The sequence below is a fragment of the Planctomycetaceae bacterium genome (assembly GCA_039680605.1).
Taxonomy (GTDB): domain Bacteria; phylum Planctomycetota; class Phycisphaerae; order SM23-33; family SM23-33; genus JAJFUU01.
Genome location: JBDKTA010000015.1, coordinates 48,183 through 73,276, shown reverse-complemented (window position 1 = coordinate 73,276; position 25,094 = coordinate 48,183). Strand labels below are relative to the sequence as shown.

Genomic DNA, 25,094 nt, shown 5'->3' with positions numbered 1-25,094 from the left:
CGTCGTCGGTTTTCTCTTCTCTTCGCCGCCGCAGGGCGTGTTATATTCGCTCTCATGAGCACAAGACCATTAACATTCGCCATCGTCGGGGCGGGCACGCGCGGGGAGTTCTTTGCGGACTGGATCGCGCGGCGGCCGGACGTCGGGCGCGTCGTGGCGGTGGCCGACCCGGCGCCCGCTCGGCGCGAGCTGGTGGCCGCCCGCTGCGGCGTCGCACCGGACATGCAGTTCAAGTCGTGGGCGGATCTGCTGGCCCAGCCACGGCTGGCCGACGTGCTGATCAACGCCACGATGGACCGCGACCACGGGCCGGTGTGCCTGCAAGCCCTGCCGCAGGGCTACCACATGCTGCTGGAAAAACCGATGGCCACGACGCCGGCCGAGTGCGTCGAGGTCGACCGCCTCGCCCGCGTGTACGGCTGCATCGTGGCGGTGTGCCACTCGCTGCGGTACATCCCGGTGTGGAAGAAGGTCAAGGCGATGCTGGACGAGGGGGCGATCGGGCGGCTGATCAGCTTCGACCAGACCGAAGGCGTCGGGCCCGAGCACTTCGCCCACAGCTACGTTCGGGGCAACTGGAACAGCCGCCGCTGCGGGACGTTCATGCTGATGGCCAAGAACTGCCACGACATCGACCAGCTCGCGTGGATGGCCGCCCGCCCGTGCCGGCGCGTCAGCTCGTTCGGCGAGTTGTCGCTGTTCACGCCGGCCAACTGCCCGCCGGGCGCCCCGGCGTACTGCGTGCAGAACTGCCCGCACGAGAAGACGTGCCTGTACTCGGCGATCCGCATCTACGGCCCCAACCCCCTGCCCTACCGCTGGGAGCAGGCCAAAATGCCCGCCGACGGCGCTGCCCGGATGGACCTGCTCAAGACCAGCCCGTACGGCCGCTGCGTGTGGCGCTGCGATAACGAGATGGTCGACCATCAGGTCGTCGCGATGGAATTCGACGGCGGCCTGACCGGCACCTTCACGATGACCGCCTACGCGAAGATGGAGCGGCGGCTGTTCCTGTCGGGCACGGCAGGGACGATCCGCGCCCAGCTCGAGACGGGGCGCATCGAACTGTACAACTTCGCCGCCGACCGCCAGGAGGAGATGGTCGTCTCCCAGGACGGCGCCGAGGACCACAGCGGCGGCGACGCGCAGGTGATCGCGACGCTGGCGGCGGCGGTGGCGGCGGGCGACGCATCGCTGGTGCGATCCTCGACCAGCGAAACGCTGGCGACGCACAAGATCGTCTTCGCGGCCGAGCAGTCGCGCCTCGAAGGCCGCGTGGTGTCGATATAAGTGGGTGCCACGCACAACTCCGTTGTGCGTGTCCCTGATCGTCAGAGTCAAATATGCCTTCTGAAACAATTCGTCCACTCTCGCGCCAACGCCCGCGCCTGGGGGTTTGATTACTGGCGATGGACGGTCCCCACGGAAATTTCGCTTGTTCGCATGAGAATGTCGGCGCGGCTTGCTTGAGCCTCGCAGAGGCTCCAGAATCTAGTCGGAGGCGCAAGCCTCCGGAAGACGTTGTTGAAAGCATTCCGCCTGGCAGAGGCGGCAGGCTTCAGGACCGCCGCGGCCGCCGACAACCTGTCGCCTCTACGAGGCTCGGCTTCTTCTCCACCGTGTTCCGGGGGCTGACGCCCCCGGCTAAATCCTGGCGTCCCTGCGGGATGCGGGAACTTCGTCGTCTCTCCGGCATTGGGATCCTGATGCTTTGCCTCGTCGCCACCTCGCCAGCACGCGCCGGCGACCCGCCGCTGCCGCCGGTCGAGGGCGTGCCGGATCAGTGGCTCAAGGTTGATGTCGTCTGGAAAGACACATGGGAAGACACGCTGGCAGCAAACCCGCTCGATCAATGGCAGAAGGAACTGGCTGCCGACCCCGCCACGGCGGGCGCGGCGTCGCGAATCGAGTCGCTGCGGTCGATCGAACTGCTCAAGGCCATGATCGCGAGGTTCCCCGCCCGCAAGGACATGCATGCCGCGGCGTATCAACAGATCGCCAACGGCTACGCCAACCTTGGCTGCAAGGCGCGGCGGAACTACTACCTGCTCAAGATCGTGCGGGAGTTCTCCGATCGCAAGGACCTGGCCGCGGCCGCATATCGCGACCTGATCCAGTTGCCCTTCAACTCGCCGGTGACGGCGCCCTCAGTGCTGGAGTGGCGGTTCGCGCTGGACGAGATCCTCGCGCAGGCCCAGGGCGGAGCGATCGCCACCGACGCCCCGGCCGTCGCCAACGCGTGTACCGAGCTTCAGCGACTGGCCGTAGCGGCGATGGACTACAACGAACTGCCCCACGTGCTGGGCAGGATCGAGACCGCCGCACAAAAGAACCCTGCCGCGCTGGAGGCGGCCGGCGACTTCCTGGCGGCGCTGGGGCACTACCGGGCCGCGGCCGAGCGATATAAGAAAGCAAACTCCGCCGCCCTGGCGAATCTGGAAAAGCAGAATCTGCTGCCCAGGCCCCAGCCGCTGGGTCTGCTGCGAAGTTTCGACCTCGAGACGCGCTGGCAGAGTTTCGCCCGCAGCGACGGCAGGCTCGACCTCAAGAACATCACGCCGGCGGACATGAACGCGTGCCTGTTGGCCGCTGCCAAGAGTGGCGCCGTTCAACAGATCGATCCCGCCCGGGCCGCGTCCTTCTGGACAGTCGTCACGCGGGAGTTGACCCAGGCGACCCCCGAGTCGCTCCAGGCGCTGCGCCGGGAGCAGCAGCTTGCCGCCGGAACCATCGGCCCCCTCGAAGCCGATGAACTTGTGGCCCTTTGGCGCAGGTATCCCCTGGCCCCGCAGATACACCCGACGCTGCTGGAGGCCGCCGAGGACGCCCTGCGAGCGGGGCGCCCGCACTGGGCTGCCGCGGCATACGATGACGTGCTGCGGTTCTGCGCCGATGAGCAACTCCGCAGAGAGGCCCGCGCGGGCCTGTGGCTGGCTCTGAGCGCCTGTGGCGACGCCGAAAGCCTGACCACTGCCGCGGCGGCCGTGCCCGACGACGCCCCGCTGCCCTGGCGCGGCGCCATCGCCCCAGCGGCAAAGATCAAGACCGAACTGCTCAAATCCATCGCGCCGAGCAAGCCCGTCGTCCTTACAGCCCTGGCGGTGCGGCGCCTCTCTCTGACGCAACAGTGGCTCACGCCGCCCGGCGCCGAGAGCTTGCCCGAACTGGCGTTGCATCGTCCCTGGCCGGTGGCGGCAGTCTGGGCGTATCAGGGCGACCTGATGGCCGCCAGCCCCGGACGACTGGGGCGATTCGATGCCCAAGGCGCCCCTTCGGTGATGATGAGCAGCGGCGGGATCGAAGCCGGAAGCCCGATGGACCTCGATGCCAACATGCCCATGCCGCCCATCCGCGGCGACGGTGCGCCCTGGACCGAGTACCACCGCTGGCCAATCGCCACGACATGCCAGCGCGGGCGCGTGAACGGACGCGACATCCTCTGCCGCTTCTGGGACCCCGCCGTGCCGGAAATGATCACCGGCATCGATGCTGCCAGCGGCCGCACGCTCTGGGCCACCACAGGCCGCGAGGAATGGGGGCAACTTCGCCCGTTGAGCCAACCGTGCGTAGCCGACGGCCTGGTATTCGTTCTGGCGATGCAAGCCCATCCCGAAGACGCCGAGATGAGCGTGGTGTGCCTGGACCTGGGCGACGGCACGATTCGCTGGAAAAGGACCATCGGCTGGCAGGGCGCCGCCGCAACGGTCCTGGCCCGCGGCGCGCGAGCCATCAGTGTGTACCAGGGCAGCGTCTACTGCGTGACCAGCAGCGGTCTGGCCGCGCGGCTGGACGTTCGCGACGGGACGCTCGACTGGGTCAGCCGCTATGACGGCGCACTGCCACAGGCTCGCCCGGCGCCGCAATTCTCGCGCGAGGGCAGCAGCCCGCTGGTGGCCGGCGATAAGGTGCTGGCCGCCCCGCGCGACCATAGCGGCGTCATCGCCTTCGACCGCCGCAGCGGCAAGATCGTATGGGAAACTTTTGGTGCCGCGTCCGATCGCATCCTCGGCGCCGGGAGCGGAAAGATCATCGGCATCAATGCCCACTGGCTGGCGGCGCTGGATATCGCCACCGGCCGCCAGACATGGTGCCGACGTTTTGATGAATCGACCGCCTGCCAGGGTGTGCTCGCAGGGACTGACGCGGTGGTGCTGACCGGGCGGCGGCTTGAACGCATCTCGCTCGCGGCCGGCTCGTTCGTCGAGCATCGCGAGTTGGGCCCCTCCAATGCCGTCGACACGACGATGCTGCCGGACGGGACGCTCGTCGAGATTCACGCCCCCGATATATGGACAGCCCCGCCGGGCCCGGCCGTGCCCGCCTCGCCCGTGCGCCTGGGCATGAAGAAAGTCTGGTCGCTGGCACTGAGGAACTTCCAGATCGTCACGGCCGCCGACCGGCCGCACCTGGGCGACTCAGTGTGCCTGTGGTCGGGGCGGCGCGTCGGCCTGCTGCGTGTGCGGCCGTCAGTTGGCTTGGCGTGGCAGCGCGTGCTGGATCAGCAACCGGCGCTGGTCGAGCACGTCGGCGAGCGAATCTACTGCGTGCAAGACCGCAGCGTGGCGTGCCTGGACGCGGCCACCGGCAATACGCGATGGACGGTCCGCCTGCCGTTTGTGCCCTCGCGCGTCGACGGCGACGAGCACCTGCTGTTGGCCGCGGCCGCTCGCGGCGGATGGGAACCATGGCTGGCGGCGATTGACCCGGCAGCCGGCAAGCTGCTCTGGAGCCGCTCGCTGGGCGAGTCGCTGCGGTTCAACTGCGACCAGGGCATCGCCCAGGTGTTCCTGCGCCACAAAGGAAACGAGACCGCCATCGAGGTCGTCATGCCCGCCGCGATGGCCGACGAGACCGGCTGGCTGCCCGCGGCCGCCAGCATCGACGCGGCCACGGGGCGTCTCAAAGAAGTAACGCGAATATGCCCCGGCGCTGCGTCTATGCCGCCGATGGCCGCAGCCGATGCGGCTTTGGGCTACGTGGCCCGCGAGGCGGGCAAGCCCTCGCAAGTGCGACTGGGCGCACTGCCGGGCAGGCCTGCCCCGGCCAAACCGTGGACCCGCCAGGTCAACCCCGACGTCAACTGGATGTACCCCGGTCAGTTTTCCCTCGAAGGCCGCCCCGGCGGAATCTATGTACGCCAACTCGGGCTGCTGATGCACTACGACACGGCCGCCGGCCGCGAGGTACACTACGCCTTGCCCGACGACCAGTTGCCCGCGCCGCCCCCGCCGCCGCCTACCCCGCCCCGCAAGGGCAAGCAGGCCCGGCCCGATCCGCCCGCGCCGCCGGCCGCACCCCAGCCGCCGCGCGGCGTGCATGCCATCCTCGACTTCCAGAATGTCGGGACAACAACAGTCGTCGTCTCGGCGTGGCGCGGGCAATGCAACACCCGCCAAGGCCGCTACAAGCGGTACTGGAACTACGACGCCGTCCCGCTCAGAATATATATGGATGTCTTCGACCTCGCGAGCGGCCGCCACATCGCCCGACAGGAACTCGCCGGCGCCCAGTGCGTGCAGTTTGGCCGTTCATGGACCGACCCCAACCCCGCCCGCATCCTCGACGGCGCGATTATCGTGGGCGACAGCGCCGGCGTACACGTCTTCGCCCCCTAACGAATAGAGTCGTTTTGTTTAGTTAGCGGTCGGGCTTGCTCGACGGGTTGTTTCCCGAGCTCTGCGTTTTTCGCCACCCCGCAACACGCCGGCCAGAGCGATGATGCCTTTGACGATCAGGCTCGCCAGCAGCGTCAGCAGCAGCGTGGCGTAGATGTATCCCAGCAGCGGCCAGAGGTCTTCCATCAGCCCTGAGAACTTCTTGCTGGCTGCGGCGACGATGGCGATAACGCCAGCCACGACGATCGCCCCCGCCAGCGTCGCCCGCAGGTCGCGCCGCACCGGGCCCAGGCGTACCGACAGGCACAGCGCCAGGTACGCGAACAGGGGCACGCGCCAGTCGAGCCAGTCCAGGTCCGGCAGCGTCTCGCAGGTGGCCTTGAGCAGGGCGACCTGCCCGGAAAGCTGCTTCCAGAACGCCTCCCATCCTGTCGGCAGGGCTTTGGGCAGAATCGAACCGCCGTGACGGTTGAACTGGTCGAGCACGGCCTCGCCCAGCAGCGCGTTGGCGGCGAGGATCGCCGCCGCGCACGCCGCCAGCGCCAGCAGCGAGGCGATGATCGGCCCGAGCACCTTCAGGCGCGGCGAGGCGTCGGTCGCCGGCTCGCCGTCGGCCGCGGCGCCCTTGGAGGAATCGGCGGGCATGAGCCGCGCGTGGCGAATCTCGCCGCCGGTGATCAGGCATCCGAAGATGTACGCCATCTCGGCCACCAGCGTGCCCGGAAGCAGCGCCCAGTTGACCCAAGCCGGCCGCGTCATGCCCGCCCAGAGACGGTACACGCCGGCGCCCAGAAATACGATCAGCAGCAACCAGAGAACAAACGCGGCATAAAGCATTCGAGCATCCTCGTGAGGGTTCTCAATTGCTTATCGACCGCAGCGGCGGCATTAGCTGAACGTTTCACGGAAGTGTCGCGGAGCTATCCCAAAATTGGTCGTAATATTTAAGCTCGTTCGACTCGCTGTGGAGATACTGCCGCGTTCGCTGGTCTTGGACTCCTATGGCCCGGGCCTTTACCATGATTTCAACCCTTCGCGACTGCTTGAGCTTGGACGCTTTCAATAACCCATCCCAAGCCTGGCTTGGATCGCGCCCGGTCAGCTTGGCGACCAATACCTTAGCCAACAGTTCATTCTCCGGATCCACTGTCGCCAGAGCGTCCGCGCCGGCAGAACGTATTTGAATATCAGGATCGCCCAGCGCCTGCTCCAGGGCCGCCACCGCCAGCGTTTTGGCTACCGGCCCCACCTCGCCCAGTGTCCAGATGCTTTCGCGACGTCGGCGGACGGGAATGCTGCGGTCCATCGCCGCGCTGGCCAGTTTCTGCAGCGGAGCAGTGTTGGACGGGTCGACTCGCAGCAATTCCTTGATGGCGTCGGGAGAGTCCATACCGCTGGCACACAGGCGCGACAGGGCGGCTTTGCCCTTGGGACCCAGAGCGGCCAGAATCTTGACCACCTCTTCCGTCGGGCCCTCCAAGGCCTCCAGCAGTGCGATGCCCTTGTCGACCTGGGCCGGGCACTGTGCGATCGCGCAGGCGGCCTGGAACCGGCGATCATCCTCAACGTCACGGGCGATCGATTCCAGCAGCCCCAGGGCCTCCTGGTGCGCAGGGGCGATCTTCAGCAGCGCCTCCGCGGCTGCCAGTTGCACCCACATGTCATCGTGTGCAAGCAGTTTCTCCAGGTCCGCCCGTGCGGTCGAGGCTTTGGGACCGATGTTTCCCAAGGCTGCCGCGGCAGGGGCAAGGCTCCAAAGGTCTGTCTCGGACAGCATCGCATTCAGCAGCGGCACGGCCTCTGCGGCAGCGGGGCCGATGCTGCCCAATGCCATAGCCGCCGATGCGCGCACGCTCTGCGATCTGTCCTTCAGCGCGTCCATAAGCGCCGGCACAGCCGCAGCAGCGTCAGATCCGATCTGGCCTAGCGCTTCAGCGGCCGCGGAACGAACATTGGCGACCGTCCAGAAGCGGTCCCCACCGGGACATAGCCAATCTTCCCGTTCGAGGCCTTGGCGTTTCAGGGTCTTAATCAGGGCCTTCATCGCCTGGCGGCACGGGCCCGGACCCAGTTGACTGAGGCGCGAGGCCGCCAATCCCGCCATATCATCGCTGTCGCTGGCAAGCAAGGAGATGTACAAGCCCCCCAGTTCCGCAAGACGGGACGAATTGGCCTGCACCCATTTATCGCGATGGTATTGCCATCCGCTTGAGCCGCGGTCCCTGGGCAGATCGTCCAAAACCTCCTGGCGGCTCAGGCACGTCGCCAGCAGAAACGTGTCGAGTTGCGTCGAGTTGAGGAAACTCTGACACTCTACAACCCGCATCCGGTACGGCTTAGCGGCAGAGCCGGACTGGATCAGAATCCTCAGTGCCGTGCGGGACGTGTCGTCATTCCTGAGGGAATCACCCGCCACCGCCAGCAAACCGGGGCTGTCGGGGGCGATGCGCCCCAATGCCTGCAGCGCCATTGCCGCCAGCTTCTTGTCTTGGCCTCCGGCCAGTTTGAGCAGGTCATCTTTCACCGGCGCCGCCAGCGGGCCCATCTGCCACAGGCTCCGCATGGCGTCGGATCGGGCCTGCACGTCATCCCATGTCAGCAGGTCCAGCAGGGTATCGAGGGCTTCTGGCCGATCCGGAGCGATTTCTATCAGGCTTTCTGCCGCCTGCAGGCGGACGGTCCAGGTGCCGTCCTTCAGCGCCGCCAGGAGCGGTTCAACCGCCTGCACGGGTAAAGGATCGATCCGCCGCAGGGTCGCTGCCGCGTCGCGCCGCACACGGGCGTCCTTGTGCTTGAGGGCCTCCAGCAACAGCGGCACGGCAGGAGCGCCGATCTCTACCAGAATGCGGCAAATCCTGCTGGGCGCCGATGGCGAGGGCTTGAACATCATCGAGTCGTCGACATGGCACGGCTCGGCGGTCATCAGGGCGATGATGGCCGGCGCCTCCTGCATCGCCCGGCCGGGGTCGACCGCGGCCAGGGCAGAGAGCACGTCTTCAGCGGCGCCCCTGTTGGCCTTGAACGCCTCAACAAGCACCGGGGCCGCCGGCGCACCCTTAGCGCCCATCGAGCGGATTATCTTGGCAGCCACATCGGTCCGCGCCGGGTCTTTGAGCATGGCGATCAGCCGCGGCAGACTTACCGGCTCGACCCCCACGTTCTCCAACCAGTACGCGACGTCTTCATCATCCAGTTTTCCCTGAATGAGAAGTTCAATGACGGTGTCCGCCGCGGGTCTGGCCAATGATCCTGTCCAAGCCAGGGATCTAACGATCTTGGTAGCTTCCGCATCGATTGACTTCCGCAATGGCCTGCCCATGTCAGCGTCCGGGCTGCCCGAAGGCTCGCAGCCAAGCCTCTCCTTCAGGACCGCGACCAATACCGGAAGGGCGGCCTCCATCGCGGCGGAATCAGTCCTGACATTCCAGATAGCCAAAGCCGCCGCCAGACGCACGTCCTCGTCTTTGTCCTCCAGGGCCTTGACCAACGCGGGCACATCCGAATCTTCCCGCATCAGGTCTGCCGCTGCCGCCCGCACCCGAGGATCCGGGTCGGTGATGCTGGCGGGAGGACCAGCCGCCAGACGTATCGCCGCATGGGAGCTTTTGCTCGCGCGAACCAAAGCCTCCTTTGCTCTTTGGTTCTCGGTCTTGGCCAGACCGTTGACGGCCGCCAGTGCCACTTCCTCATCAGGGTCATCGACGAGTCCGACAAGCGCTTCGATGGCCAAACGGCGGCCACGCCTGGAGCGGACGCTATGGTCGTCGAACAAATCAGGGGTCTGGACAAAGGCCGACAATGCCTGCGCCGCCGTCCGGCGCAGTTTTGGCTGGTCGCTCTTAAGAACCGTCGCAGCCGCTCCAACTTGCTCGGGCGTGGCGATCCGGACCTTCTCGAAAACCTGTTCGGCAGATTTCCTAACGGCCGGGTCGTCGTCGCCATTGAGTCGTTCCATAATGGCGACGATTGCATCCTGCGGGAGTGGGTCGATCTCTTTCAGGGCCTGCATTGCCTGGAGTCGCACGCGCCAGTCGAGGTGCTTGAGGGCCTCGAGCAACTCCGGCACTGCCGCCTGCCATGGGAAATAGAAGCTGTCATGACCATAATATGGCTCGACAACATAAATCCCCCGTGCCAGCAAGGGCGCAGCCACTGCTCCTTGAGGGCCGATGTACTGCAGCATGTTTGCCGCACCTCCCCGAAAGCTGATGTCGGGGTCCTTCAGGCATCGGCACAAGGCGGGCAAGGCCTTGTCGATGATGGCGGGATCGGACCTCCACAATTCCTTTTGATCATCAAGGTGCGCCAGCGCCGCCGAAGCCACGACGCTGGATTCATCATCCAGCAGATCGATCAGCATCGCCGGCGTCCCCTCGCCCTGGGGCAGGCTTGAAGCCGCGTGGCGTCGCACCATGATCCTCGGGTGCCTGCAGAGCCGTTTCAGCTCGGGCAGATACCTTCCATCAGATTGTGCCATGTCCCCCAATACTCTAAAAGCATATAAGACCTCGTGCTCATCCCGCAGATTCAGCACGCGTTCGATAAGGTCTGCCCGCCCCTGCGCCACGGCTGCCTGGAACAAGCTCTCGATAGCGGTTCGCCGCACGTCCTCATCTACATCCTTCAGGGCCTGCTCCAAAAGCTCGGCCCTTTCCCGCTCACTCACGTTATCGTGGCCCAATCCAGATATCGCCGAACAGCGAATGGCCGCGACGGGGTCCGCCGCTCGCTTTCGCAGAGCGTCCAGCACCTGGGCGTCGCGCGAAAAGAGCTCCACCCGCCAGATTAATATGCTGACTGCGGCCAACCGCACCTTGTCGTCCCGGTCGCCGCTGAGTCTGACTAGAGCAGCCACGATAGCGCGGTCGTCGGCCGCGCCGGACGGGGCACTGGCGGGGCTGTCCTGGCGAGGCGTCGACAAGCCGATCAGACATCCCAGACCACGGGCCCCCGCGGCCCGAACCTCCGCATCGGGACTATCAGTGGCCTTGAAGATGGCTGCCCGTGCCGAGGGCGAGAAAGTATCGTGGTCCAGCAACGACGCCGCCGCGGAGAGATACTGCCACTGCCCCTGGCTTTCGAACTGCGCCAGCAGCGTGTTCATCACGTGTTTCTTGTAGTCGCGGCTGAGGTAGCTCAGCTCCCCCAGCGACTGTGCCGCCGCCAACCGAACCGACTTGTCTTCGTCCTTCAACGCCGCCATCAGCGCCTGGCCCACGGCGGCGCAACTGGCTTTGATCTGCCCGGCGGTCCAGGCGGCCTCGCGGCGAACGACCGGGTCGGGATCCTTCATCGCCTCGACCAAGTCCCCGACGGCCGCACAGGCGACGGACTTGACTGTCTTGATCGTATCATCGCTGGAGGGCCAGTCGCTTTTCGCTCTGATCTTTGCGGACTGCCTGAACAAGCTGGGCAGGCTCTTGCCGGCGGGGCGTCCCATCTTGGCCAAGGCCTCCAGCGCGTCTGATCTTACATATACGCCTTGATCGCCGGAGGCTGCCGCCAGAGCTTTGGTTATCCTTTCACCGGACCCGGCAAGAGCCACAACCCGGACAGCTTTCTTGCGGACTTCTTCCTCGTTGTCCTTCAGCGCCGCTATGGCGATTTCGGCAGCGCGCGGGTCACCCAGGGCCAGCAGGGCCTGCGCACCCCGCAGGCGCGGGTGCCCGGTCGCGGCAAGGGCTTCGCGATAAAGCGCGGCCGATACACCCTCGCCGAACTGCCGGTGTGACTTGACCTGATCCACCAGCCTCGCCGGCGCATCTTGCCTCAGGATTTCGGCCATCGCGCTGCAGGCGGCCTCGGGCCAATCCACACCCGATTCGGATCGCAGATCGGCGCTGTCCCGAAGCTCCAGGAGCACAGGGGCAAGTTCGCGATGGAGACGCCCGGCCAGACCGGCCGCGATGACGCGCCCCGCCGCGCGGGCGCGATCCTTCGCCTGGGGCCTCTTGAGCTGCTCGCCCAGGGCGGCGGCCGTACGATCTTCTTCCATCGACTTCAGCGCCGCAGCGGCGTGCTCGCGCACGGACTTGTCCTTGTCCGCGGCGGCGACTTTCATCGCCTGCCAGATCCCCTCCTCCGGCGGAAACGTTGTCGGCATCCGTCGCAGGGCCTCTGCCCGCACGCGGGCATCCGGGTCATTCTGCACGCGCTGGCACAGTTGGCGCACGATCGCGGGGCGATCAACGAGTTTGTCCTGCGTCCGCTCCGGCGTCGTCGTCAGTTGCCGGACGGCAGAGAGACGCACGGCAGCATCCGTGTCGCCCAACGCCTGGTCGGTCAGTTGCTGTGGCAGGCCTTTGGCCAGGAGGCTCCATTGCGCCACAAGGAATGCGGCCGCCGCGCGGCGACGGGCGCTGGTCTCCTTCAATACTTGCCCCACCTGCGGGGCAAGGACCGGGCCGATCTCTTGCAGGGTCTGCAGAACTTCGTTGGCAGTGTCATTGTTGGGATCCGCCAGTCTCGCCAGAAGCGCCTCCGAAGCCGGAGCGGCCGCCGGACCGAGCTGATGCAGCGCATTGGCCGCCCAGTTGGCCATAGTCGGGTCCTGCCCCTTCAGGGCCTGCACGAGGATGCCTATCACGTCGCCCTTGCAGGCACGCTGAGGCCAGACTTTCGTCAAAGCGGCTGCCGCTACGGTCCGCACCAGCGGCTGGGAGTCCGAGAGCTTTCGGACCAGCGCCTCGTCGGCCAATTGCCCGTTGGGTCCCATTCGCCAAAAGGCGTTCACTGTAGCCCCTCGCACGTCGTGCGAGGGGTCATCCAGGGCCTTGACAAGCAGGCTCACCACTCTGCGGTCGCCTCGGCCTTCCGTCGCGGTGGATCCCAGCGCCAGCACCGCTGCTGCTCGCACATTATTGTCGGTGTCTTTCAGAAGCGGCAAAGTGCGATCGATTGCGTCAGCGGGAAGACCTAATGTCGCCAGCGAAAAAAGCGCCGCGCGGCGAACGGCAGCATCCCGATCCTCCAGCCTGGCCAGCAAGGCCGCCTGGGCCTGTTCCTTTGCTCGCCATCCTGAAGCGTAGCCCAAGCACCAACAGGCCGCCCTCCGCACGGTACCGATAGAGTCCCGGCTGACATTAACAAAAAGAGGAATGGAATCATCTGGTAATTCCCCCGCCCATTCCATCACGAAATCCATGATGGCCTGCACTCGCGATTTGGCATCAGGCGATTTGAGTCCGGCAGCCAGATCCGCAACGGTGGGCTTGCTCGCCGGCTGGCTTCGTGTAGCCGCACGGGACGTTGCCGGACTCGAGTCAGGCCGGCTTTCAGTTGCAGCCGTCGAGGCGGGTTGACTCGTCGGGACCGTCCTGGAGGAACAGTCGCTGAACATCGCGGCCAGCAGAATTGCAACAATTCCCACGTATTGGCGTTTGCCACGTCCCCCGCCGGCCCCAGTGTCCAGCGGACGATGCTCTGGAGTATTCATCGCGTTCTCCTTGGAAGACCACCGTCGAGGCGATGCTCATTGTACCGAGCGGCAGGCAATGCGTTTAGTGCTTTCTCAATCCCATGGCGACCCGCGAGAAACAAAAACGCGTGTCGCCATGCCACCCGACAATTTCATTCTTCAATCATCTCATCCTCTTGATCCTTTTCCCAATCCGGTAATCCCGCACTCCCCATCCCCGTCCCCGTCTTTTCCAGAAATCCTCTTGCAAGGTTGGCGGCGATTGCTAGAATGCGTGGTTCGCACGCTTTGCGAGAATTGTCAGTCCCAGGCCGGGCCCTTTGCGGGGCGGGCCGATGCGGAGAACGTCGTGGCTGTCAGGTTAAGAATGAAACGGTTTGGCAGGCGGAATCGCAGCTTCTTTCGGCTCAATGCGATCGATTCGCGCACCCCGCGCGATGGTCGCGTGATCGAAGAACTCGGCTGGTACGATCCCCGGGCAACGGACCCCCAGGCCCAGATCTCGCTCAAGCGCGAGCGGATCGAGCACTGGCTGGCGGTCGGCGCCCAGCCCTCCGAGACGGTGCGGGACCTGCTCAAAAAGAGCGGCATCGCCGTCTCGAAGTAACGCCGCCACGCTGGCGAAACGGGTCTGCGATGGCCTTGCGCATCGACATCCTCACGCTGTTCGTCGAGATGTTCGGTGACTTCCGCAAGACGAGCATCGTCGGCCGGGCCGTCCAGCGCGGGCTGGTCGAACTCCACTTAACCAACATCCGCGATTTCGCGGTAGATGCATACGGCAGCGTCGACGACGCGCCCTTCGGCGGCGGTGCGGGAATGGTGATGATGTGCCAGCCGGTGTTTGCGGCTGTCGAGCACGTCCGCCCCCAGGCCGAGCCGCCGGGCAAGGTCGTGCTGCTGACGCCGCAAGGCCGCCCGCTGACGCAGGCGGTCGTGCAGGAACTGGCCGCCGAGCCAAGGCTGATATTGCTGGCCGGGCATTACGAAGGATTCGACGAGCGGATCCGGACGAACCTGGCCGATGTCGAGATCAGCCTGGGAGACTTCGTGCTCTCAGGCGGCGAGATCGCGGCGATGGCCTTGACCGACGCCATCGTGCGGTTGCTGCCCGGCGCGCTGGGCGGCGAAACGTCGCTGGACGAGGAATCGTTTTCGGAAGGATTGCTTGAGTATCCGCAGTACACGCGGCCGCGCGATTTTCGGGGCCTGACGGTTCCGGAAGTGCTCGTCGGCGGCGACCATAAGAAGATAGCCCAGTGGCGGCTGGAACAGGCCCGCCTGCGGACGCAGATTCGCCGGCCGGACCTGTGGGCAAAGTACGCCGCCCGACTGGAAGAGGACGAATAGACTTTAATGATGCCAGCCGCCCCGTCGGCCGGCGGGAGAACGACCGTGAGCCAGGAACTGATCGCCAAAGCCGTAGCCCACAACATCAAGCCGACGTTGCCGCAGTTCAAGATCGGCGACACGGTCAACGTCTCCGTGCGCATCGTCGAGGGCGACAAGGAACGCGTCCAGGTCTTCACGGGCGTGGTGATCGCCCGCAAGGGCTCGGGCATGGGCGAGATGTTCACCGTCCGCCGCATCGTCAACAACCAGGGCGTCGAGCGAACCTTCCCGATGCACAGCCCCAAGGTCAGCTCCGTCGAGGTCGTCCGCGGCGGACGCACCCGCCGGGCCAAGCTCTACTACCTCCGCGATCGCACCGGAAAGGCCACCCGCCTTCGCCAGATCACCCGACAGGCAACCGCCGGCGACAAGCAGACCGCCGACGAACCTGCCTCGGAAAGCCCCGCCCAGGAGTAGGCCGTGTGGCCTTTCCGGACGGGCAAGCGCCGCGATGACGCCGACGTGGGTTCACGCGGCGAAGCTCTCGCCCGTTCCTTTCTCAAAAAGCAAGGCCTCAAAATCCTCGCCGAAAATTATCGCTGCGCCTCCGGCGAAATCGACCTGATCGCCCTGGACAGCCGAGACAACGCCGCCGACGTGCTGGCCTTCGTCGAAGTCAAAACCCGCACCAGCGCCGAGCACTCCCAGCCCGAAGCGGCCGTTCACTGGCGCAAGAAGAAACGCATCCGCAGCGCCGCCGCCCATTATCTCGCCCGCCACGCTGCGCAGGACCTGGACATCCGCTACGACATCGTCACGGTGCTGCTCGACCAGGACCCGCCGCGGATCAACCACATGACCGGAGCGTTCTGACGGACATGAGCGACCTGCCCCCACTCATCGACACCCACTGCCACCTCTGCCACGAGCGATTGGCTGAGCGCATCGACGACGTGCTGGCCGCCGCACGCTCAGCCGGCGTGGTCGCCGTGATCGTCGCCGCCGGCGACCTGGCCGAGGCCGCCGCCGCACGAGACCTCGCCCGTAGCCATCGCGACCTGTCTTTCATAGCCGGCATTCACCCGCACGCGGCCAAGTCCGCCGCGCCGGGATATCTTGACACCCTGCGGGCGATGGCGGCCGAGCCGAGGTTCGCCGCCGTGGGCGAGATCGGGCTGGACTACCATTACGACTTCTCGCCGCGCGAGATCCAGCGTCGAGTCTTCGCCGAGCAGCTTGACGCGGCGCGGCAACTCGGCGCCGGCGCAATCATTCACACGCGAGAAGCGTTCGACGACACCCTGGCCATCGTGGGCGAGTCCGGGCTCGAGGGCGGCCACATCGTCTTTCATTCATTCACCGAAGATCCCGCCGCCGCCCGCCGGGCGCTGGACCTGGGGGCGATGATCAGCTTCTCGGGCATCGTCACGTTCGCCAAGTCCCAGGCCCTGCGCCAGACAGCCGCCATCGTGCCGGACGACCGCCTGCTGATCGAGACCGACGCCCCGTACCTTTCCCCCGAGCCGGTGCGCAAGATGAAGACTAACGAACCGGCCAACGTCGCTCACGTGGCACGGTGCCTGGCGGCGGTGCGCGGCGTGAGCTACGACGCCATCGCGCGTCAGACCACCGCCAACGCCCGGCGGTTCCTTGACCGAACTTGATCGATGGGCGTAGAATGGAGCCCATGGCTCAGGAAAGCAATTCCGGCGACTTTGCCGCGCAGGTCGAGGCCTTCGGGGCCGACTACAACCGCATCGCCGAGTCGATCGCCACGGTGATCGTCGGCCACCAGCAGGTCGTGCATGACGTGCTGACGTGCCTGCTCTGCGGCGGGCACGCGCTGCTGGAGGGCGTGCCGGGCCTGGGTAAGACGCTGCTGGTGCGCACGCTGGGGCAGGCGCTGGAGATGAGCTTCAGCCGCATCCAGTTCACGCCCGACCTGATGCCCGCCGACATCACCGGCACCAATGTGGTGGTCGAGGCCCCAGGCGGCGGCAAGGCCTTCCAGTTCCACCCCGGACCGATCTTCGCCAACCTCGTGCTGGCCGACGAGATCAACCGCGCCACGCCCAAGACGCAGTCTGCCGTGCTCGAGGCGATGCAGGAAAAGACCGTCTCGATCTCGCGCACGACGCACGCCCTGCCGCGGCCATTCCTGGTGATGGCCACGCAGAACCCCCTCGAGATGGAAGGCACGTATCCGCTGCCCGAGGCGCAGCTCGATCGCTTCATGCTCAAGATCCGCGTCGAGTCGCCCAGCGCCAAGGAGCTGGCGGCGATCATCGCCCGCACGACCGGCGAAGAGACGGCGCCGGCCCCGCGCGCCGCCGACGCCGCCGGCATCATCGCGATGCAGCAGTTGGTGCGCCAGGTGCCGGTGGCGACGCACGTGAATGGCTATGTCGCCCGCCTGGTGCTGGCGACGGATCCGCGAAACGACGCGGCCTCGCCGGACACGAAGAAATACATCCGCTATGGCGCCAGCCCGCGCGGCGCCCAGAGCATCGTGATGGCCTCGAAGGTGCTGGCGCTGCGCGACGGGCGGGCCAACGTCGCCCTGGACGATATTAAATCCGTCGCCGTCGCGGCGCTGCGACACCGGATCATCCTGTCGTTCGAAGGCCAGGCCGACGGCATCGACACCGACGACCTGATCGCCAAGGTCGTCGCAAGCGTCCCCTCGGCCGCCCAGGAGTAAGTTCTACGTGGCAAGCCCGGCGCGGGCGTGGCCCGCAATTTATTGCAGAATGCGATTACTGCCGCCGATAGATTAGGCCGCAGAGGTCGCTGAGGACGCTGAGGATGTAAAGAGATGAAACGACTTCTTCCCTCTGCGACCTCAGCGGCTAATTTGGTCTCCGGGCTGTGGCAGGGCTTCTTCTTCCTCACGGGGAAACATTTTCGCGGCAAAGTCCGTTGACAGGGGATTGTTTCAAACGTAGAATCTCTGGACCTGATTCAAGGCGATTTACCTGATCGTCCTCACGGGCGTCTTCGCGGCGGTATTGCGGAGAGTGTGCGGGCCCCTCGCGGCCGTCCGCGCAGGCCTCGGGACGACCCCCCGCCGCGATTGGGTTTTTTGCCAGGCAGCGCCTGGGCCGGACGAGCGACTGGAACCTTTTACCCGGTGGTGTAATTGGCAACACAACAGGTTTTGGTCCTGTTTTTCCAGGTTCGAGTCCTGGCCGGGTAGTTTCATTAGAGACATCAATGACTGCACCAGCTAATCTCATGCTTTTCAGCGGACGAGGCAACCCCGACCTCGCCCGCGCCATCAGCGACTATCTCAACATCCCGTTGGGAAAGGTCAACTCCTCCGTCTTTCCCGACGGCGAACTGATGATCAAGCTGGAAGAGGACGTGCGAGGGCGCGACATCTTCATCATCCAGCCGACCTGTTCGCCGGTCAATGAGACGCTGATGGAGTTGCTGATCTTCATCGACTCGGCCCGGCGCGCCTCGGCTGAACGCATCACTGCCGTCATGCCCTATTACGGCTACGCCCGCCAGGACCGCAAAGACGAAGGGCGCACGCCCATCACCGCCAAGCTGGTGGCGAATCTGATCGCCACGGCCGGGGCCGACCGCGTGCTGACGATGGACCTGCACGCCGGGCAGATCCAGGGCTTTTTCGACATCCCGGTCGACAACCTGGCCGCCGAGCCGGTGCTGAGCCGCTACTGGGCCAGCCGCAAGCTTGAGGACCTGGTGCTGGTCAGCCCCGACCCGGGCAACGCCAAGCGCGCCCGCGTGTACGCCAACCGCCTCGGCGGCGACCTGGCCATCATCGACAAGCGCCGCACCAGCGGCAGCGAGGTCGTCGTCAGCCGCATCATCGGCGACGTCAAAGACCGCAACGTCCTGATGATGGACGACATGATCTCCACCGCCGGGACCATCTGCAGCGCCGCCCAGCTCTGCCGCGACAGCGGGGCCAGGAAAATCTACGTCGGCGCCACGCACGGCGTGCTGTGCGGTCCTGCCGCCAAACGCCTCAAAGACGCCCCCTTCGACGAGATCGTCGTCACCGACACGATCCCCATCGGCCCCGACAAGCGAGCCGCCATCGGCAAGCTGACGGTCCTGAGCGTGGCCGAGTTGATGGGCGAGGCGATCTACCGCATTCACAACGATCAATCCGTCAGCAGTCTGTTCCTGACGCACAACGAGCATTCGGACTAGCGATTTTTGGTGGCACAGGCTTTCCAGCCTGTGACTTTCACAGCCTGGAAAGGCTGTGCCACCGTAACAGGAGAAGCGAACATGGCAGCCAAACTCAAAGCAAACCCCCGCACCCGGACCGGAACGCACGGTTCGCGATCCCTGCGAAAACAGTCCCTGATCCCGGCCGTGATCTACGGACACGGTCTGGCCAACGAGACCGTCGCCCTTCCGGTGCATGAGGTGGAACTGGCCGTCAAGCACGGCGAGCGCCTGCTCGAGCTGGACGTCGCCGGGACTATTCAGAACGTCCTGATCAAGGAAGTGCAGTGGGACACCTACGGCGTGGACGTCATCCATGTCGACCTGACGCGCGTCAACCTCGACGAGCGCGTCGAGGTGACGGTCCCGATCATCCTCAAGGGCACGCCCGTCGGGCTGATCGAAGGCGGCTCGCTGCAGCAGGTCAGCGCCGAAGTCGACCTCGAATGCCCCGTCGTGGCCATCCCCGAGAGCCTCTCGGTGCAGGTCAACGCCCTGAAGGTCGACGACGTCATCACGATGGCCGACCTCAAGCTGCCTGAAGGCTCGATCCTCAAGAGCGATCCGGAGACCATCGTCTGCACGGTCGTGATCATCACCGAGGAAGAAACCGCCCCCGCCGAAGAAGGCGCCGCCGCGGAACCCGAAGTCATCGGCGCCAAGAAGGAAGAGGAAGGCGAAGAGGAAGAGGGCAAGAAGAAAGAGTGAGGCAATTTCCAATTTCCGATTTCCAATTGCCCATTGCCGCATAGCGGCGTAAATGCGGAATGTTGGAATGATGGAATATTGGAAGCTGCGATTGAGCGGTTTTTCCAATTGAAAATTGGAAATTGAAAATTGGAAATTGGAAATGATGTCGTCGACCGCCGCCTGGTCGTGGGCCTGGGAAACCCCGGCACGCGATATCGCCACACGCGGCACAACCTGGGGTTCCGGGTTGTCGACGAACTGGTGCGGCGGTTCGATGCAGGCTCCGGCCGTGACGCCTTCGGCGCCCGCGCCTGGGACGTGCGAACCACGCGGAGCGATGCCCTGCGGCGCGTGACGCTGCTTGAGCCGCAGGAGTACATGAACCGCTCGGGGTCGGCCGTGGCGATGGCGGCGGGTTTTTACCACCTGGCGCCGCATCACGTGCTGGTGGTGATGGACGACTTGGCCCTGCCGCCGGGACGCCTTCGGGCGCGGGCGGAGGGGTCGGCCGGCGGGCATAACGGCCTGGCCGACGTGATGCAAAAGATGGGCACTAACGCCCTGCCTCGCCTGCGGATCGGGATCGGCCCGTCGCCGGCGAATATGGACAGTGCCGACTACGTCCTGCAAGCGGTTCCGCAGGACCAGGCGGCGATCATCGAGATCGCCGTCAAGACGGCTGCCGATGCCGTTGAGGATTGGGTCTTCAACGGGATTGCCTTCGTGATGGACAAGTACAACGGAAAAGCAGAAGAATGAGCAAGACCAAAACGTACGAAGCAATGTTCCTGGTCGACTCCGGCAAAGATTTTCAGACCGCCTCGGCCCCGATCAACACCATCCTGGCCCGCAGCGAGGCCGAAGTGCTCTCGATGAAGCCCTGGGACGACCGCCGCCTGGCCTTCGAGATCAAAGGGCGCAAGCGCGGCCTGTATATCCTGACCTATTTCAAGGTCGACCCGGCCAAGGTCACCGAGATCGAGCACGACTGTCAGCTCAACGAGGAGATCCTCCGCGCGTTGATCCTGACCGGCGACGACCTCACCGAGGAACAGATCAACGCCGAGACCCCCGCCACAGGCGGCCACAAGCCCGACGCCCCACGCGCCGAAGGTGAAGGCCCGCGCGAGGACGACATGGACTTCGACCGCGATCGTGACCGCGATCGCGATTACAGGGACTAGGAAAATACATTACGTCCACGAACGTCACGAATGACGCGAATGGACGCGAAAGACTCGGGCAACGAACGTTAGCGGCGGGGTTTGCCCCGCGGGTTGTTCGGACTGGATATACGTCCAACGGATGAGCAGGATCGCGGGCAATAATCCGCAATCCGAAATTAGAAATCCGAAATCGGAGACCTGATATGGCCAGCTACAACAAGGTGATCCTGGTCGGCAACCTCACGCGTGACCCGCAGATGAGCTTTACGCCGGCCCAGACTCCGGTGTGCGAGATCGGTCTGGCCGTCAACCGCAAGTGGCGCACGCCCGACGGGCAGCAGAAGGAAGAGACCTGCTTCATCGACTGCAGTTGCTTCGGGCGTTCCGCCGAAACGCTCAATAAGTACATGCGCAAGGGCCAGCCGATCCTGATCGAAGGGCGGCTGCACTATTCCTCGTGGGAGGGCAAAGACGGCACCAAGCGCAGCAAGCACCGCGTGGTGGTCGAACGGTTCCAGTTCCTCGGCGGCGGACAGCGCGGCGAAGGCGCCCCATCCGCGGCCGGCGCCGGCGGCGGATCGGACGAACCGCCGATGCCTGACTACGACAGCGAAGCCCCCGCCCCCAGCGGCGGTGGCGAAGATATTCCGTTTTAAGTGAAAACATAGGTCCTATGGGACCTATAGGACCTATAGCGTTCTGCTTCGGACATCGAGCTTTTTGAGGACAAGAAATGGCAATGCAATCACGACGACCTCGACGGACCACCGGCCCACGCAAGCCCCGCTTCCGCGAGCAGGCCAAGTGCCGTTACTGCCGGGAAAAGATCCCCCAGGTGGACTACAAGGACATCGGCGCCCTGGCCAAGCTGCTGACGCAGCAGGGCAAGATCTTCTCGCGCAAGCGCAGCGGCAACTGCGCCCACCACCAGCGCTCGACCAAGCACGCCATCAAGCGCGCTCGGTTCCTGGGCCTGCTGCCGTACGCGGGATAAAGCATTACGTCCACGAATGTCACGAACGACGCGAATGGACGGGACCAGAATTGCAGAAAGGCGCAGGTGGCAGACGTTAGCGGCGGGGCTTGCCCCACGGGTTGTTCGGCGCCGAAATGTTGTTGGATGAATGGATGAGGTGCAATGGCAGGATGTTGTTTCATCCTCGTCGTCGTCCCCGTCCTCGTCGTCGGTTGTAAATGTTGTTCTGAAAAACACGAAACTTCGACTGTCGTGCAGAGGACTCTAAGATGAAACTGCTGCTGAAAAAGAACGTATCGAACCTGGGCACTATCGGCGAGGTCGTCGACGTCAAGACCGGCTACGCCCGAAACTTCCTCGTGCCCCGCGGCCTGGCCGTCGAGCCCACCGCGGCCAACCTCAAGGCCGTCGAGGCCGACAAGCAACGCTACCTCGAAGAACTCGCCAAACAGCGCCAGGAATTCGAGGCCAAGGCCAAGCTCGTGCAGGGCAAAGAGATCACCATCTCCGCCCGAGCCAACGAGGAAGGGCACCTGTACGGGTCCATCGGACCTGCGCAGATCGCCGAAGCGCTGGCCGCCGAAAAGGCCTTCGTCGACGCCGAGAACATCGTCATGGCTGAGCCGATCCGCCAGCTCGACAAGTACGACGTGACGATCAAGTTCCCCCACGACGTCAGCGCCACCATCCACGTCTGGGTCGTCCCGATCCGAGACGAAGAAACCCCCGAGACGACGCCCCCGCCCGCCGAAGGCTGAGGCAGGAATCAATAGCCCGAAGCGAGGCTCACGCCGCAACCCAATGCGCGGCGTGAGCCTCTTTTTATAGATCCGTGGACGAACCGTTTCTTCCTACGCGTACCGCAACACCACCGGACCGATCAGACCTGATGGGCCCTGGGCCATGAACTTCGACCACCAGTCGCGCAGGGCGTACACCAGCGTATTGGTCACCTCGATCCGCAGGCGGTTTCGCCCCTCGCGCAAGGCGCCGGTGGCGTCGAAGGCATAGGGGCGGGCGATCCGCAGACCCAGCGGCTCATCGTTGAGCCAGACTTCGGCGGTCTCCCCCACTTCCCCCAGGTCCAGAAATACGTGGCCGCCTTCGGCGCCCTGGGCATCAAATCCACCTTCATATGCAATGGTGCCCGAGAAGCCGGGCAGCAGGTCAGGCTCGCACAGGTTGACCAGAGCATCGAGCGACCGCCAGGGCGTACACGTCGGGTACGCCTGGGAGTCGGCTGTCGAGACGGCCCATTGCTCGATGGCGACGGGAACGACTTTGCCCTTCGCAGAAGTCAGGGACATGGCGGCTGGAAGACGGCCGCCATGGCACCCTTCGCCCGAGAGCAGCACGATTGATTCCTCGGCCGAGAGCGTCAGCGGAACGCGCATGCCGCCGTCTTCGGGCTCGGCGCCCTCGACGGCCAACAGCACGTTGGCGAAGGCATCGTATGCCACCACGTTCTTGGCGCCATCGAGCCAGACGCTGGTGTCGATAGTCGCGGCGGGGTCTTCGTTGAAGAACATCCACATCGTCAACCCGTCGTGGCGGTACTGGTAGCTGCGCAGGTACGGTTGGCGATTGCCCGTGCGCACGCCGGTGACGCCCCACGCGCCGAGCACCGCGGGCAGATCGTCCAGCGCGCAGACCCGCGCACACCGCAGCGAGTCTAGCAGCGCACTGGCGTCGCCGCCCTCGCTGATGCCGACGGGCCACTGCTGTGGCACAGGCTTTCCAGCCTGTGCCTCCACAGCCTGGAAAGGCTGTGCCACAACAACTTTGAGCCCCTCGCCGATCATGCGCACGATCGCTTCGAGCGTCGCGCGGGGCCAGCGCTGGGCGCACGGCAGGATCAGGCAACCGTAATCCTCACCGGCGATGACGAGCTTGCCGCCGCGCACGGCCGTCGTCGCATCCAGCAGGTCGGCCGGCACGATGTCCGCGTCAAGCTGCGCCTGCGCCAGTACGCGCAGCGGCTCTTTGATTGACATGTACTCGCCCGACCATTCGGCCTGGGCGTGGTAGAGCACCGCCGCGTCGGCGACGTGGCGGCCGTCGTTGATCAGGTGGCAGATGCGATTGGTGTAGCGCATCAACTCGCCAAAGTAGCGGAACTGCGGGTTCTTTCCGCGAGCGTAGAAATGCGGCGGGCAGTCGCCGTCGGGGAACTCCTTGGGCGAGAACGCGTGCGGGACGTACCAGTTGATCCCGCGCACGAGCATGTGGTCGGTGAGCCACTTCATCAGCCGCAGGCCCTCGGCCCAGCCGTAGGCGCCGAAGATTTCGCACATGGCGCGGCCTCGCTTTTTCGGGTCGATGTGGGCATGCGAGGCCCCGAGCTTGGCCAGCTCGTAGTGATAGAACTCGCCGTCGGCGTGGTCGTCGATGATCCACGTGGCGTTGCGCCGGTCGAGGCCGGGGCGGATCTGGCAGAGCACCACGTCGATGCCGCTCATGGTCTGGCCGTCCATCGCGCGGAAGAAATGCGGCGCGCTGGCGCCCATGCGCGTGTGCGCGTCGCCGTCTTCGATGATGTGCCCGATGTACTCCAGGCCGTGCGACGTACACCACTGCCCAAGCTGCCCGGCGAAGCACTCGCTGTACAGGCGGCTGACCAGGTTCATGTACGCGTATCGCAGCGGCCAACTCGCCGGGCCGATGTCGTGCCACAGCCCCGGCAGCAGCGCCGCGACAGGGGCGCCGAACTCGCGCTGCAGCTCGGCCAGCAGCCCCGCCCGCCACGGGAGCACCATGGGCTTGCGGCCGATGGAAACATCGTACAGCCCGCCGCCGTTGCCGATGTTGGGCTCGTCGCTGAAGAAGCCCACCAGCGTCTTGCCGAAGTCCGCGGCGTAATGCTCGCGATGCGGTTCGTACACCGCGTCGATCAGCACGCGGCACGAAGCCGGCTCGATCGGGTTGATGTAGTCCTGGTTGCCGCCGCCGCTTTGGGTCTCGAAGACGAAGTACACCCGCCACTGACCGGCAGGCACGTCCCAGTACAGGCGGTTGTCGCGGATGCGGTTGGTCAGGTCCACCGGCTCGGCGCCGGTGCTGCTGCCCGTGGGCGAAACCGGCGCAGCGACGACGGCCACCAGCGTGTCCGGCTCGCCCACCCACATGTTGACCATGATGCTCGCCCCGGCGAGCGGGCCGGCGACGTCCATGTGCCGCTCGGCGAGATAGATCTTCTTGAGCTGGGGAAACTTGTCGCGGATCCAGCCGTTGGCAAAACCGGTCGGGAAGTGCGCGTCGTCGAGCACCCAGACCTTCATGTCACGGCGGCGGGCCTCGTCCATGATGATGTCCATGTCGCGCCACCACAGCGGACCGCAGAAGTCCGGGTGCGGCCGCGACTCGACGCAGACCGCCCCGACGCCGCACTGTGCGATGCGGGCCATCTCCTCGCGCAGGACCGGTTCGTCCTCGCCGTGCTGCCAGAAGAACGGAAGCAGATAGTTCCCGCCGCGGTTTTCAAGCAACTCGCGAACGCGTGAGTGCATGGGAATCTCCTTACGATGGAGGCGAAAGTAACACGCGCGGCAGCGGCGTGCAATATGGAGTGCGGCAGCCTTAGCTGCCGCTTTGGCAGTTGTTGGCCTCCTGTGGGACGCGTTGAAAGCGGCAGCTAAGGCTGCCGCACTCCATAGGCCCGCGCACCGATGGTCGGGGTTTAACACGCGGGAGAT

At 65.2% G+C, this 25,094-nt stretch carries 18 protein-coding genes and 1 tRNA gene; 16 read left to right on the top strand and 3 right to left on the bottom strand.

All coding sequences use genetic code 11. The annotated features are described in order from the left end of the window. The first annotated feature begins 54 nt into the window (after positions 1-54). Both ABFD92_04980 and ABFD92_04975 read left to right on the top strand, forming a co-directional pair. Positions 55-1,290 (top strand): Gfo/Idh/MocA family oxidoreductase, encoded by a 1,236-nt coding sequence (locus tag ABFD92_04980; protein MEN6503871.1) that lies wholly within the window; start codon positions 55-57, stop codon positions 1,288-1,290. Positions 1,291-1,706: 416 nt separating this feature from the next. Further along, on the top strand, positions 1,707-5,615 hold the full coding sequence (locus ABFD92_04975; GenBank protein MEN6503870.1) for a PQQ-binding-like beta-propeller repeat protein: 3,909 nt from the start codon (positions 1,707-1,709) through the stop codon (positions 5,613-5,615). 18 nt (positions 5,616-5,633) lie between these two features. Here the strand turns inward: ABFD92_04975 and ABFD92_04970 are convergent, their stop codons facing one another. Next, positions 5,634-6,452, bottom strand: a complete 819-nt coding sequence (locus tag ABFD92_04970; protein MEN6503869.1) for a hypothetical protein — start codon at positions 6,450-6,452, stop codon at positions 5,634-5,636. Between the two features lie 64 nt (positions 6,453-6,516). Then, positions 6,517-12,747: a HEAT repeat domain-containing protein gene (locus tag ABFD92_04965; protein MEN6503868.1), complete on the bottom strand. Its 6,231-nt coding sequence runs from the start codon at positions 12,745-12,747 to the stop codon at positions 6,517-6,519. Between the two features lie 634 nt (positions 12,748-13,381). On the opposite strand from ABFD92_04965, the gene rpsP reads away from it, so the two are divergent. The 14 genes from rpsP to rplI all read left to right on the top strand — a co-directional run bounded on the left by rpsP (position 13,382) and on the right by rplI (position 22,160). Next, complete coding sequence (rpsP, locus tag ABFD92_04960; GenBank protein MEN6503867.1) at positions 13,382-13,639, top strand: 30S ribosomal protein S16; 258 nt, start codon at positions 13,382-13,384, stop codon at positions 13,637-13,639. A 29-nt stretch (positions 13,640-13,668) separates the two neighbouring features. Further along, positions 13,669-14,382, top strand: coding sequence for a tRNA (guanosine(37)-N1)-methyltransferase TrmD (trmD, locus tag ABFD92_04955; GenBank protein ID MEN6503866.1), 714 nt, complete (start codon positions 13,669-13,671; stop codon positions 14,380-14,382). A 9-nt stretch (positions 14,383-14,391) separates the two neighbouring features. Next, positions 14,392-14,841, top strand: coding sequence for a 50S ribosomal protein L19 (rplS, locus tag ABFD92_04950; protein ID MEN6503865.1), 450 nt, complete (start codon positions 14,392-14,394; stop codon positions 14,839-14,841). Between the two features lie 3 nt (positions 14,842-14,844). After that, on the top strand, positions 14,845-15,237 hold the full coding sequence (locus tag ABFD92_04945; GenBank protein MEN6503864.1) for a YraN family protein: 393 nt from the start codon (positions 14,845-14,847) through the stop codon (positions 15,235-15,237). A gap of 5 nt (positions 15,238-15,242) precedes the next feature. Beyond that, on the top strand, positions 15,243-16,028 hold the full coding sequence (locus ABFD92_04940; GenBank protein ID MEN6503863.1) for a TatD family hydrolase: 786 nt from the start codon (positions 15,243-15,245) through the stop codon (positions 16,026-16,028). A gap of 23 nt (positions 16,029-16,051) precedes the next feature. After that, positions 16,052-17,065, top strand: coding sequence for a MoxR family ATPase (locus ABFD92_04935; protein ID MEN6503862.1), 1,014 nt, complete (start codon positions 16,052-16,054; stop codon positions 17,063-17,065). A 423-nt stretch (positions 17,066-17,488) separates the two neighbouring features. Continuing rightward, positions 17,489-17,560: transfer RNA gene (locus ABFD92_04930), tRNA-Gln, on the top strand. 17 nt (positions 17,561-17,577) lie between these two features. Beyond that, positions 17,578-18,549 carry a ribose-phosphate pyrophosphokinase gene (locus ABFD92_04925; protein MEN6503861.1) on the top strand — a complete coding sequence of 324 codons (972 nt, stop codon included), beginning with the start codon at positions 17,578-17,580 and terminating at the stop codon, positions 18,547-18,549. 81 nt (positions 18,550-18,630) lie between these two features. Further along, a complete protein-coding gene (locus ABFD92_04920; GenBank protein MEN6503860.1) occupies positions 18,631-19,278 on the top strand; it encodes a 50S ribosomal protein L25 in 648 nt (215 codons plus the stop codon). A gap of 129 nt (positions 19,279-19,407) precedes the next feature. Continuing rightward, complete coding sequence (gene pth, locus ABFD92_04915; protein ID MEN6503859.1) at positions 19,408-20,019, top strand: aminoacyl-tRNA hydrolase; 612 nt, start codon at positions 19,408-19,410, stop codon at positions 20,017-20,019. Further along, a complete protein-coding gene (gene rpsF / locus ABFD92_04910) occupies positions 20,016-20,444 on the top strand; it encodes a 30S ribosomal protein S6 (protein ID MEN6503858.1) in 429 nt (142 codons plus the stop codon). Before pth ends, rpsF begins: the two co-directional genes overlap by 4 nt. Positions 20,445-20,629: 185 nt before the next feature. Then, positions 20,630-21,082 (top strand): single-stranded DNA-binding protein, encoded by a 453-nt coding sequence (locus ABFD92_04905; GenBank protein ID MEN6503857.1) that lies wholly within the window; start codon positions 20,630-20,632, stop codon positions 21,080-21,082. 83 nt (positions 21,083-21,165) lie between these two features. After that, complete coding sequence (gene rpsR / locus ABFD92_04900) at positions 21,166-21,420, top strand: 30S ribosomal protein S18 (protein ID MEN6503856.1); 255 nt, start codon at positions 21,166-21,168, stop codon at positions 21,418-21,420. 251 nt (positions 21,421-21,671) lie between these two features. After that, entirely contained in the window at positions 21,672-22,160 is a 489-nt protein-coding gene (rplI, locus tag ABFD92_04895; protein MEN6503855.1) for a 50S ribosomal protein L9, read from the top strand. 93 nt (positions 22,161-22,253) lie between these two features. Here rplI and ABFD92_04890 read toward each other — a convergent pair whose 3' ends face one another. After that, complete coding sequence (locus ABFD92_04890; GenBank protein MEN6503854.1) at positions 22,254-24,908, bottom strand: glycosylhydrolase-like jelly roll fold domain-containing protein; 2,655 nt, start codon at positions 24,906-24,908, stop codon at positions 22,254-22,256. Between the last annotated feature and the right edge of the window lie 186 nt (positions 24,909-25,094).